The organism is Acinetobacter guerrae, from assembly GCF_009372255.1.
In the GTDB taxonomy this organism is placed as follows: domain Bacteria; phylum Pseudomonadota; class Gammaproteobacteria; order Pseudomonadales; family Moraxellaceae; genus Acinetobacter; species Acinetobacter guerrae.
In genome coordinates, this window is record NZ_LXGN01000009.1 from 15,821 (window position 1) to 26,991 (window position 11,171).

15 protein-coding genes, 2 tRNA genes and 3 pseudogenes are annotated in these 11,171 nt (G+C 37.4%); 10 read left to right on the forward strand and 10 right to left on the reverse strand.

Annotation, left to right across the window (positions count from 1 at the left end; genetic code table 11):
* Window positions 1-81: 81 nt before the first annotated feature.
* Both A7A69_RS07245 and A7A69_RS07250 read right to left on the reverse strand, forming a co-directional pair.
* Window positions 82-450 carry a NirD/YgiW/YdeI family stress tolerance protein gene (locus A7A69_RS07245; RefSeq protein WP_120371467.1) on the reverse strand — a complete coding sequence of 123 codons (369 nt, stop codon included), beginning with the start codon at window positions 448-450 and terminating at the stop codon, window positions 82-84.
* Between the two features lie 118 nt (window positions 451-568).
* Window positions 569-991 (reverse strand): DoxX family protein, encoded by a 423-nt coding sequence (locus A7A69_RS07250; protein WP_120371466.1) that lies wholly within the window; start codon window positions 989-991, stop codon window positions 569-571.
* Between the two features lie 205 nt (window positions 992-1,196).
* Here A7A69_RS07250 and A7A69_RS07255 point away from each other — a divergent pair, with 205 nt between their 5' ends.
* On the forward strand, window positions 1,197-1,850 hold the full coding sequence (locus A7A69_RS07255) for a DedA family protein (RefSeq protein WP_120371465.1): 654 nt from the start codon (window positions 1,197-1,199) through the stop codon (window positions 1,848-1,850).
* A gap of 2 nt (window positions 1,851-1,852) precedes the next feature.
* Here the strand turns inward: A7A69_RS07255 and A7A69_RS07260 are convergent, their stop codons facing one another.
* The 5 genes from A7A69_RS07260 to A7A69_RS07280 form a co-directional block, all read right to left on the reverse strand.
* Window positions 1,853-2,443 (reverse strand): LysE family translocator, encoded by a 591-nt coding sequence (locus tag A7A69_RS07260; protein WP_120371464.1) that lies wholly within the window; start codon window positions 2,441-2,443, stop codon window positions 1,853-1,855.
* A 212-nt stretch (window positions 2,444-2,655) separates the two neighbouring features.
* Window positions 2,656-3,042 (reverse strand): hypothetical protein, encoded by a 387-nt coding sequence (locus A7A69_RS07265; RefSeq protein ID WP_152876756.1) that lies wholly within the window; start codon window positions 3,040-3,042, stop codon window positions 2,656-2,658.
* Window positions 3,043-3,055: 13 nt separating this feature from the next.
* Entirely contained in the window at window positions 3,056-3,892 is an 837-nt protein-coding gene (locus A7A69_RS07270; RefSeq protein WP_120371462.1) for a ParA family protein, read from the reverse strand.
* Between the two features lie 80 nt (window positions 3,893-3,972).
* A complete protein-coding gene (locus tag A7A69_RS07275) occupies window positions 3,973-4,365 on the reverse strand; it encodes a SirB2 family protein (RefSeq protein ID WP_152876757.1) in 393 nt (130 codons plus the stop codon).
* A gap of 22 nt (window positions 4,366-4,387) precedes the next feature.
* Window positions 4,388-4,696, reverse strand: coding sequence for a BolA family protein (locus tag A7A69_RS07280; protein WP_152876758.1), 309 nt, complete (start codon window positions 4,694-4,696; stop codon window positions 4,388-4,390).
* A gap of 202 nt (window positions 4,697-4,898) precedes the next feature.
* Here A7A69_RS07280 and A7A69_RS07285 point away from each other — a divergent pair.
* Both A7A69_RS07285 and A7A69_RS07290 read left to right on the forward strand, forming a co-directional pair.
* Window positions 4,899-4,974 (forward strand) — tRNA-Gly (locus tag A7A69_RS07285).
* Window positions 4,975-5,018: 44 nt separating this feature from the next.
* A tRNA-Gly gene (locus A7A69_RS07290) sits at window positions 5,019-5,094 on the forward strand.
* Window positions 5,095-5,243: 149 nt separating this feature from the next.
* On the opposite strand, the pseudogene A7A69_RS16705 reads toward A7A69_RS07290, so the two are convergent.
* Window positions 5,244-5,363 (reverse strand): annotated as a pseudogene (locus tag A7A69_RS16705) (helix-turn-helix domain-containing protein); the annotation flags it as partial.
* Between A7A69_RS16705 and A7A69_RS07300 the strand changes: the two are divergent.
* The 4 genes and pseudogenes from A7A69_RS07300 to A7A69_RS07315 all read left to right on the forward strand — a co-directional run.
* Window positions 5,358-5,609, forward strand: a pseudogene (locus A7A69_RS07300) (ATP-binding protein); the annotation flags it as partial. The pseudogenes A7A69_RS16705 and A7A69_RS07300 overlap by 6 nt on opposite strands.
* Window positions 5,610-5,740: 131 nt before the next feature.
* Window positions 5,741-6,166, forward strand: a complete 426-nt coding sequence (locus A7A69_RS07305; protein WP_152876761.1) for a hypothetical protein — start codon at window positions 5,741-5,743, stop codon at window positions 6,164-6,166.
* Between the two features lie 107 nt (window positions 6,167-6,273).
* Window positions 6,274-6,429 (forward strand): hypothetical protein, encoded by a 156-nt coding sequence (locus tag A7A69_RS16805; RefSeq protein ID WP_241675230.1) that lies wholly within the window; start codon window positions 6,274-6,276, stop codon window positions 6,427-6,429.
* 88 nt (window positions 6,430-6,517) lie between these two features.
* Window positions 6,518-6,853: a type II toxin-antitoxin system HicB family antitoxin gene (locus A7A69_RS07315; RefSeq protein WP_152876762.1), complete on the forward strand. Its 336-nt coding sequence runs from the start codon at window positions 6,518-6,520 to the stop codon at window positions 6,851-6,853.
* A 122-nt stretch (window positions 6,854-6,975) separates the two neighbouring features.
* Here A7A69_RS07315 and A7A69_RS07320 read toward each other — a convergent pair.
* Both A7A69_RS07320 and A7A69_RS07325 read right to left on the reverse strand, forming a co-directional pair.
* A pseudogene (locus A7A69_RS07320) lies at window positions 6,976-7,149 on the reverse strand (ISNCY family transposase); the annotation flags it as partial.
* 220 nt (window positions 7,150-7,369) lie between these two features.
* On the reverse strand, window positions 7,370-8,251 hold the full coding sequence (locus A7A69_RS07325; protein WP_187349193.1) for a LysR substrate-binding domain-containing protein: 882 nt from the start codon (window positions 8,249-8,251) through the stop codon (window positions 7,370-7,372).
* A gap of 153 nt (window positions 8,252-8,404) precedes the next feature.
* On the opposite strand from A7A69_RS07325, the gene A7A69_RS07330 reads away from it, so the two are divergent.
* The 3 genes from A7A69_RS07330 to A7A69_RS07340 are packed head-to-tail and all read left to right on the forward strand — an operon-like array spanning window position 8,405 to window position 10,828.
* A complete protein-coding gene (locus tag A7A69_RS07330) occupies window positions 8,405-9,469 on the forward strand; it encodes an alkene reductase (RefSeq protein WP_171500794.1) in 1,065 nt (354 codons plus the stop codon).
* A gap of 28 nt (window positions 9,470-9,497) precedes the next feature.
* A complete protein-coding gene (locus A7A69_RS07335) occupies window positions 9,498-10,226 on the forward strand; it encodes a pirin family protein (protein ID WP_152876764.1) in 729 nt (242 codons plus the stop codon).
* 14 nt (window positions 10,227-10,240) lie between these two features.
* Entirely contained in the window at window positions 10,241-10,828 is a 588-nt protein-coding gene (locus A7A69_RS07340; RefSeq protein WP_152876765.1) for an isochorismatase family protein, read from the forward strand.
* Window positions 10,829-11,171 lie beyond the last annotated feature (343 nt).

The window sequence follows — 11,171 nt, forward strand, 5'->3', positions numbered from 1 at the left end:
ATAATGTCGCGCACGTTCTTTCAGTTGACACAAACTTGTGGAAAAACAGTATAAAAAAGGCACTGAATCAGTGCCCTTGTTTTAGTGGTGAATTTTCTCGATTTTCACGACCTCAATATCGGTCGGCTTATAACGATGGGTATCAACTTCGCCCACCAATCGCACGTGATCACCCACTTTTAAATCTGCTGTACGCCAAATATCATCATCAATTTCAAGACTTATCGTGCCAGAGTTATCTTTAAACTCATAATGATCACTTTTAATGTGTTTGGTAATTTGACCTGTCAATGTTACGCCCGTTTCATCTTTCATTTTTGCTACTTGCTGAACAGTCGCAATATTTTTTGCAGCTTCCTGAATAATCACATGATCATCTTTGCCTGCAAATGCATTGGAAGATAAAACAACGGCCGTTAGCATTGAAACTCTAAATATTAATTTTTTCATTATTCTCTCTAAGAAATTTAAACATCTTCAAAGTTATCTAAACAGAAAGAGAAAAAGATGTCGGCTAGAGTTTTGTAATATAAGGTAAAAGTTAATTTACCCTATATGTCTGAATAATTTATTTTTCAATCGCTGCATCTAGACTAAATTTGCCTGCACCATGTAACATCAGGAAGAATAAGCCTCCCGCCATAGTTAAGTTTTTCATAAAATTAATGGCTTGAGATTGGTCTGAACCTTCATGGAAAATCAGTGCAGTAATAATACTAAAAACGCCAAGTCCCAATGCCGCTAAACGAGCCTGAAAACCAAATAAAAGCGCTAACCCACCGCCGAATTCAACCAAAATTGTTAAAGGTAATAGTCCACCTGGCACACCCATCGATTCCATATAACCAACAGTTGCCGAATACGCTGTAATTTTTCCCCAACCTGCAACTATAAAAATATATGCCATGAGGATTCGTGCGATCAGCGATATAACAGAATCCGCACCAGATTGAGTGACGATGTTTTTTACGACTACATTTGGATTAAACATAACACTTGCCCTTTTCGATTAATTTCAAATTATGTTGTTTTGATAAAGCCATCATAGGCTTGTTTGTTTTTGCAATAAATATTCATTTTTTAGACGTATCGTTCCAAATAAAAGACAATAAAAGATGTAACTTTTTACCTATTGATACTGACTTTCAGGCAAGGCGCTGCTAGGATTTGATCACAATTTTGCGCTGTAGCCTGTCATGGAACTTATTGATTTTATTTTGCACGTTGATGATCACCTTCTTGAGTTTATTCGCAATTATGGCGTATGGATATATGCAATTTTGTTTCTGATTATTTTTGTGGAAACAGGATTGGTGGTGATGCCGTTCTTACCTGGCGACAGTTTACTGTTTGCAGCAGGTGCATTGGCAGCATCTACTGGTGCAATGGATCCATGGGTTCTGGGCATTCTTTTATTTATTGCAGCAGTATTGGGTGATACGCTAAATTATCATATTGGTCGTTTTATAGGGCCGCGTGTATTTGAAATTAATTCGCGTTTTATTAATAAGGCACATCTGACTAAAACTCATGCGTTTTTTGAGCGTCATGGTGGTAAAACCATCATTTTTGCCCGATTTATTCCCTTTGCACGCACTTTTGCTCCGTTTGTAGCAGGTGCTGGCAGTATGAATTATAAGTTTTTCCTCACTTATAATTTGATTGGGGCATTTTGTTGGGTGGCTTCTTTTATTACGTTAGGCTATTTGTTTGGGAATATGCCAATGGTCAAAGATAATTTTACCCATCTCATTTTTGGCATCATTATTTTAAGCGTATTACCTGGCGTTATTGCTTTCATTCGCCAAAAATTATCGAATAAACGCCACGTTCTCAATCCCAAAAAGTAAAATTAAAAGAATCGAAAAATCACGGGTAACATACATAATAACAGCAACATTGCCGATCCTTTATATAAACGATCGGCTTGTAAACCTTTAATATTTCCTGCCAATAGAGCACGACCAAAAACCATCCAGAACCATGCGGCAGGAAATAGAATTAGACTAAATACCCCTAAAACTAAAATTGCACTTTCAAGCGAATCCCATGTTTCAGGTGGAAAAATTCCCGCTGCAAACAAAAGCGCTTTAGGATTTTTTAATGTTGAAAAAAAGATCTGTTTGGGACGAATCGTTTTATGACTTTGACTATATTTCTGTAAATGTGAACTTTTCCATAATTTGAAAGCCAACCAAATCACATATAAAGCACTGACCAGATGCAAAATTGGAGTCAGGGCTGGCCAAATCGGTTGCCCTAAATGAATTAATAATGCCCAAATCGCAATACCATACAGATAGCCTAACCATTCCGCTGGAATAAAAGAAACGGTTTTTGTAATTCCCTGATGATGAGCAGCACTGGCAAACAACGCGTTGGTTGGACCAGGAATAAGAAGCACTGCAAGCATCGCCAATACAAAAAACCAGCTTTCAATCATAGAACATCCATCTTAAGGAAGGTGGGCACACCTTATATGAAATTGAATTTAACTGACAAGTTTTATTGACCGTTGACTTTTTGAATTGATTTAAAAATATCGATAATAAACAAATAATTATATGATTTAAGATAACTTTTTATGAAACATTTTGACAAAAACTTATTGAGTCCTGAACGCAAAAAATGTGTAACAGGACTCATTTTTTGATTTTAACTGACCTTTTTCTTGACAATAATAGGACAGTTTTTAAATTGTGCAGCCTGAACAATCGCTTCCTGTTGACCTAGAACTCGTGAAAGTTCTGTATTTTTCGTATCTGAAGATTGACCCATATTGACTGAGACAGTTGGACCAAAGCCCCATCCGCCACGTCCCCATCCACCACCAAGCCCAACACCTACACCCACACCTGTCCGTTTTGGTGTTTGTACGCCATTTTCGATATAGAGCTGAATACGATTATATTCACTTTGCAATTGTTGGCAGTTGAATGACTGATATTGGGCAGGAGACACATAGGTTGGTTTAACCGTTGTGGCACAGGCACTCAGCAAGATACTCAGTGCAGCAAGAGGAATAAAATATAAGCCTTTCATCGCTTTTCTCAAATTATGTCGGTTCAATTTCTGCAAACAGAGTCTGATACGCTTGTGTCAGTTTATGCTCTGGTGACAAATAAACCAATGGTAAATTTTTCTGATGTGATTCTTTCATTAAAATCGAAGGCGGCAACATGCTATTTAATACGGGCAAACCTTCATCTTTTAACTGTTGTACCACTTCTCTTGGCAATTTTGCCTGTGCCTGAAACTGATTGACCACAATGCCTTCAATTTCCAGACCATTATTATGATCATCTTGGGTTTCGATCACATTTTCAATCAAAGTTTGTAACGCACGTTTAGAAAAAACATCGCAGTCAAACGGAATCAATACACGATCGGCGGCAATGAGCGCCGACAAAGTAAAGAAATTAAATGCAGGCGGCGTATCAATATAAATTCGATCATACTGACTGCTAAGCTGTTGTAAAGAATCGCGTAATTTATAAATCTTATGTTTGGACTCGAGTGCATGTTCCAATGTACCAAGCGTTGGGCTAGCTGGAATCACATCCAATTTGGGAAACGCAGTACGATGCACATAACTATCCAAACCTTTAGACCGTGATTTTAAAATTGAACCAATAGCATTGCCAATTAAGCCTTTTTGCTGATGATTGCCTAGTACATCGTCAAAAAAGTTTTCAATATTCGGTTCTAAGGCATTTTTATCTGTAGAGTACGTTGCCTGTTCACCTAAAAGGTATTGACTAGAATTGGCCTGTGGATCTAAATCAATGACCAGTGTCCTTAAATTTTGCTGGGCACTGATTGCTGCCAGATTCACGGTGATACTTGATTTTCCTACACCACCTTTTTGGTTAAATACCACCCGTGTAAACATGCGTCCCTCATCGAATATTTTTTAAACTTGCTTACAGTTTAACCTAGCATATCGATATCAATGCAAAGAATGTCAAACAATTAACCAAAAACTGGTTTTATCATGACCAATCCTAATACTGCAACAAATGCCACACCACCAATGATCAAGCCCGCGCGACGCTGCACCAATAAAATAGATTGATCCTTTTTAAATGCTTTAACTAGGGATGAAAGCATCACTACAAATAGAATGATTTTGGCATAAAACCAAGGCTGTATTTGAAATTGATTGAAGTACAGCAGAACAACGCCTGAAATGACAAGCACAGTTAACCCTAGATGTTGCAGAGCGATCCATAATTTCTTTGTCGCAGGAGACTCAGACTGATCAGGCTTAGTCATCCATAAAGGCTTAGAGCGAATGAGCACTGCTATCGCTACCAGTGCTAACGCGATAAGGTGAATGGTAACGACGAATAAATGTTTATCCATTTAGCTAAATCTATCGGGTTAATTAATTTTTTGGTGCATGCGCACATTCAGGACTATCTGGTGCTTGTCCTTGCCATTCATCTGGCGTATAGGCATTAATTGCCAAAGCATGAATTTTACCAGGACTCATTAAGTCAGTTGCTACCGCATAGACTTTTTGGTGCCGTTGTACCAACCGTAGCCCCTCAAAAATCGGACTCACCACAGCCACTTTAAAATGACTTTCTTTACCTGGAAAGTAGCCTCCGTGACCCGAAGACTCATTGATTACTTCAAGATGCGTAGGTTGCAAGGTATTTAAACGTTCAACCAATTGTTGTTGCAAAGCCATGATCAGCCACCTATTCGCATAGAAAGATGGATAGAAGTATAACGTGCCTGCAGTCAAAACGTAGAAAAACACATCATAAAGTGACACAAACTGAGTAACTCAAACCCTAAGGCAACAAATATGATTTTATTTTATGCAATCAACAGCATTATTTGCATAAAGTGGTTGACCCTTGATTTGCTTAATGTATTATAAGCGGCACGCGGGAATAGCTCAGTTGGTAGAGCACAACCTTGCCAAGGTTGGGGTCGCGAGTTCGAGTCTCGTTTCCCGCTCCAGATTGTTTTTAGTGAAAGTTTTTTATAAAACTGCTCAAATATTTGCGGGAATAGCTCAGTTGGTAGAGCACAACCTTGCCAAGGTTGGGGTCGCGAGTTCGAGTCTCGTTTCCCGCTCCATATTTTGAAAAGCCTCAATCAAATGATTGGGGCTTTTTCTTTTTGATTTATATGGTTTTTTCTTATTATTAAGGTCACAACTATAGTTATAGCATCTACTTCATTAAACCATGCTAAAAAATATTTGTGACCAAGATGTGACCAAAACACTATTCAACAACATGATTTTCATTAATATTTTTAAAAACCAATAAATCTCCCACCTCTACGTTAAGAGCAATACAAATCTTATCAATAGTTTCAAAATCTATTCGAGCAGATTCATCAGACAATTGACAAGTTTTGATTTACTGGTCATTGATGAATACAGTCTTCATGATCGCCATGAGAAGCGTCTAGAAATGGTACACAAAGTTTTATACAGCCGTTATGATCAAATGAAATCGATCCTCCTCATTTCAAACTTTTCTCCCTTACAATTAGAAAAAGATTTAGGGGGCAGACTTTGGTCAAGGCTTCATGAAAGTGGTTTGATGATTGTACCGTGCTATTGGGATGATTATCGAAAACGTTAAAAAGATCACTCATAAATAGAAAGTGTCCGCTATCGTAGCTGTTAAGCGGACTTTCTAATCAGGGTTTACAATACTAACTCCTTATAAGCGGTATTATGTTAATTTTAGAAAAACTTTAAAGAACCAAAAATATGTGTAAATGCCAATCTGTAGGTAGCTTTTTTGTATGTCCTACTAGCTTTTCAGATATTTTCAGTCATAACTTCGATATGAAATATAAGTTTCCTCAGTACTTTATTGAGGAGTCTCCATGTGAGGAAGTCCAACCAGAGTTTTACTATGGTGAATTCTATTATGCTTGTACTGAGTGTAAGCAATCTTGGTATTTTGAGTGTTATCCAGAAACACCAACAGGCCCAATTTTTGGAATTAAAATTCCAGATATGAGCCAAGTATTAAGCCAAAATCAAATAAACAGTATTAAACAATTCTTAGTTGTTTTAGCTCATGAAGGCTTTTCAGAAAATAAGTGTATTCATAAAGGATGTATGGACTATTCACTTAATGGAATTAAAGTATGTCCAAATCATTTTGGTTATAAATTTAGTCCCAATTAAAAGATCCATTTAACATACTGGCGCTTATACGGAATCGCAACTAATTATAGTTGCAATTCTTATTTAAAAGTAACTATACTTAGTTGCAACAGTAGTAGAGCTAAAGTATGGGTAAAACGGAAAAGTTACTGGAAAAATTTGGAAATTCAAAAAATACATTTCCGTATAAAGATTTAGTCGTTTTACTGAATCAGCTCGGTTATGAAAAATTTGAAATGGCAGGCTCTCGTGTCCGTTTTTTAATACGAAAACTGAACACATGATTTTACTGCACAGACCACACCCTGAAAATGAAATCAAAGGTGGGGCTTTGAAAGCTGTAAAACAGGCACTCAAGCAGGAGGGATTTTTATGAGCTATTTAAAATACAAAGGCTATCTAGGTACAATTGAACCGGATCTTGAAACAGGTGAGTTATTTGGAAAGCTTGCATTTATCCGTGATCTCATCACCTATGAAGCAGAAACATTAAAAGTTCTTGAACAAGCTTTTCAGGCATCTGTCGATGGATATTTAGAGTCTTGTGCTGAATTAGGTAAAAAACCCGATCAGCCATTCAAAGGCACATTTAATGTCCGTATTAGTCCTGAGTTACACCGTAAAGCTGTTTTAGCATCAAGTGATAATTCTCTTAATGCTTTTGTAAGCGATGCGATTCAAGAAAAATTAATGCGTTTAGGTGTTTAATTTATTGAAGCCCAGATCGACACCGAAAATTGAAAAATTTAGTAAAAAAGGGAGCTTAAAACTCCCTTTTTTGTGTTATTCCCAAGTAGAAATGTCCTACCTAATAACTAAATAGAAATGTCCTATACAGGCATTTCCAAGTCAAGTACAGGATTTAGATTTCGTTGTTGAATAGCTGTTTTCTGTGCACGTCTTCTTGGCATAGATTGTGATCGATTTCGTTGGTTTTGCTGTTCTAATAATTCATGCTGTTGCTGAATATGTGCCAGTACAGAACCCAATCGTTTATTCTCAACAGGAGCAGTCCACACCATACAACCAAAATGAAATTTACCAATTAGTCAAAATAACATTCTTCAAAATATTTATGTCAGTTATTATTGAATATTGACGATTTTTAAAGTGACCCACTGTTTATTACATTACTCTACTTTGTATGCCACGCCTAAACATCAATATTATAACTACTTGTTTTAAATATATTTAATATCATATCATTTATGTCGGTGACTGTTACTAAGGTTTGGAGTTAATTAATCTTTCTTGTAAAAAATCAATAAAAACTCGAACTTTTGCTGGCAGTAAACGAGTTTCTGTTAAAGCATAGACAGGTAAAACATCACCTTGCCATTCAGACAGAATGGGCACCAAAACCCCATCTTTGAGGTCATCTTGCACCACCTCATAAGGGGTAAATAAAATGCCTTGACCAAGGATAGCTAACTTTCGTGTCATACCAACATTATTCAACATGAATCTTGCACCAATCTTTACTTCAACCATTTCTCCAGATCGATAGAGTTTCCAGTGCGTATTGTTTGCAAAGCTCAAACATTCATGATGAACGAGATCATTTGGATGTTCAGGAATACTATGTTGTTCAAGGTATTTTGGCGATGCAAAAAGTTGCCCTCTAAATTGCATTAATTTTTGTGCTATTAAATTGGAATCAGGCGGATTTCCCATACGAATTGCGACATCAATATTCTGAGCTACGAGATCTGCCAATTTGGGTGTGAGATCAATTTCAAAATTTATTCCTGAATAAAGCTCTGAAAACTCAACCAATAAGGAAGTTAAAAAGATCGTTCCAAAATCGACAGGCAATGAAACCCTTAATGTTCCACTTGGTTTAGAAAGCATTTCACCCAATTGTTCATGAGCGAGTTTAGCTTCACCAACAATTCGTTTACAGCGTTCAAAGTAAATCTGACCTGCCTCTGTTAATTCAACTTTTCTTGTTGTTCGGTGCAATAAACGTAAACCAATTGCTTTCTCTAAATGGCTGATTCTTCTTGAAAGTGTTGAGCTTGGCATATCCAAATTTTCTGCTGCTTGTCTAAAACTCATCACTTTACAAACTTCAACAAATAACGCCATGTCATTCAAAAGTTCCACTCTTTATTATTCCATTTATGCATTAATCATTTTCATTTTAACGTATTTATCCCTTTTTTAAATTAATTAATACTGTTCAACATCTAGCAGTTACTACAAAGCAGCCTTCATGTAATTGAAGCTGATTGTTAAAAATTAGAGGAAATGCAGAACATGAACAAAGTATTCGAATTAGCACAGCTTGGACGTTATACCTTAAGCAATCATCTTGTTATGGCTCCGATGACGCGCTCACGTGCCCAACAAGATGGTACACCAGGTGAACTTTCAGCAGAATATTATGCACAACGGGCAAGCGTTGGCTTAATTATTACAGAGGGCGCTCAACCCTCAGATGATGGCCAAGGTTATCTCACTACACCTGGAATTTATACCGATGCGCATATCCAAGGTTGGAAGAAAACCATTGATGCTGTTCATGCAAAAGGTGGACATATTTTCATCCAATTAATGCATGCAGGTCGTATGTCACATCCAGATAACACTCCTCATCATCGTTTAGGTGTTGCCCCATCGGCGATTCCACCGAAAACAGGAATGTTTACCGCTACAGGAATGCAAGATATTCCTACACCTAAAGCCTTAACCATTGAAGAAATTAAGCAAACAATTCAAGACTTTAAACATGCGGCTAAATCTGCAATTCAAGCTGGCGCAGATGGTATCGAGATTCATGGTGCAAATGCCTATTTAATTCAGCAGTTTCTAGCACCAAGTGCCAATACTCGTACCGATGAATATGGCGGTTCAATCGAAAATCGTGCTCGCTTTGCCATTGAAGTCGCAACGGCTATAGCCGAAGAAATTGGTGCAGATCGCACAGGTATTCGCCTATCACCAGGAACACATTTATGGGGAATTGACGAAGGTAAAGAAGGGCCAGAATTATATCGTTATTTAGTTAAGGAACTTAATACTTTAGGACTTGTTTATGTGCATGTAATGCATCAAGGCAATGAAGAACTTTTATCTGATATTCGCAATCTTTGGACGCAAACACTCATTGTTAACCGCCCAAATCATCCACGAGAAAATATTGGACATGATCTTGAAAGTGGTTTAGCCGATTTGGAAGCCTATGGACAAATGGTATTAGCCAATCCCGATTTTATAGAGCGTTTAAAAGTCAATGCTCCAATGAATGAAGCAGATCGCATGACGTTCTTTGGTGGCACAGAGAAAGGTTATACCGATTACCCAATGCTCAACCAAGCATAAAGTAATTCAACTGAATGGAGGGAATATCATGTTTGAAATCTTGTCACTTGAACGCATTAATATTGGTAGCCAATTTAGAGCGTATGGATTAAGAGGCAGCTACCACTCAACCAACCCTTTCATTGGTGTTGATCATGCTTGGATGAGTGGCCCTACCTTTGCGCCTCATTCACATCAAGGCTTTTCAGCAATTTCATATTTATTCCTCGATTCAGAAACAGGAATTAATAATCGTGACTCAATTGGAACCCGAAATCTGATCAAACCAGGAGGCTTACATTGGACCACAGCAGGTAAAGGAATCGTACATGAAGAGGTTCCAGCTGAAGCAGGAAAGACCGTACATTCTTTACAGATTTTTATTAACTTGCCATCACAATTAAGAGAAGCAGCACCAGATTATCTGCTTCTTGAAGCTGAAGATGTTCCTACAGTACATCGAGAAGGGGTCAAGGTTCGTGTGCCTTTAGGACATTTTGAAAATGTACAATCCCCTCTTCGCCCGCCCACTGAAGTCACCATGTTGGATATTAGCTTAGAACCCAAAACAGAACTTGTTTTAACTTTACCACCTGAACATTCTGGCTTTCTTTTAACGATCTATGGAGAAGTAACTATAGATGATCAACCCTTTAAGCTTGATGAGTTACATGTTCCTATTTTTAAAGAAAAAGCAGTCACTCAACATATCGCTTTAAAAGCTCTCGAACGAGGAGCCAAACTCGTTTTTTTTAGTGCTAAACCATTATCAAATTAATTAAGGACACTCAAATGACTTTTAAACGTTTTACAGGTGAAGATTCAGCTTTATTATTGATTGACCATCAAGTTGGAACAATGAGCTGGGTTAACTCAATTTCTCATGAAGATATGAAACGCCATGCAATTATGTTGGCTCAAACAGCAAAAATTCTGAATATTCCGACTGTACTTACTTCAAGCATGGAGGAATATGCTCAAGGCCCGCTGATAGATGAACTTAAAGATATTTTACCTGCTGAATTCGAAACTCGTATTAATCGTTTAGGTATTGTGAATGCCATGGACGATGAGCGTTTCGCAGCAGCAGTTACAGCAACAGGGCGTAAACGCATCATTATTGCGGGTGTAACCAATGACGTATGCACCGTATATCCTGCATTAACGCTGATCGATCAAGGTTATGAGGTTCAAGTGGTTGCTGATGCAGGTGGTTCACCAAGTAAAATGGCAGATGATATTGCTTTACAACGAATGTTAAAAGCTGGTGTTACCTTAACAAGTACAAATCAAGTAATTGCTGAATTGACTGGCAATTGGAGTACAACGGCAGGTATGCAAATTGTACAAGAAGTTATTATGCCTGCATTGCAAGGTTAATTATCAAGGCTGATTTATAAAAAGGGGATGAATTGATTCATACCCTTTTCCATACGAAGAATAACCGTGCACATTAATTGATAATAATTATCATTTATATATACTATTTAACTAATTATTTTACCGATTACTTTGAAGCCATGAAATTCGCTGGTTTTTTAATGAGCTTTTTGGGTGCTTTAAGTGTGTATTTAAGCCACACTCACCAGAATTTACTGCCTCAAAAGTTACCCTCTGTATTTTCGTTGATTGGTATTTTTGAACTCATGCTTGGTCTCATTTTCTTGATTGTGAGTATGCATCAACTAGCCGCCATTCTCAGTTGGGTCATTTTTATTATTTT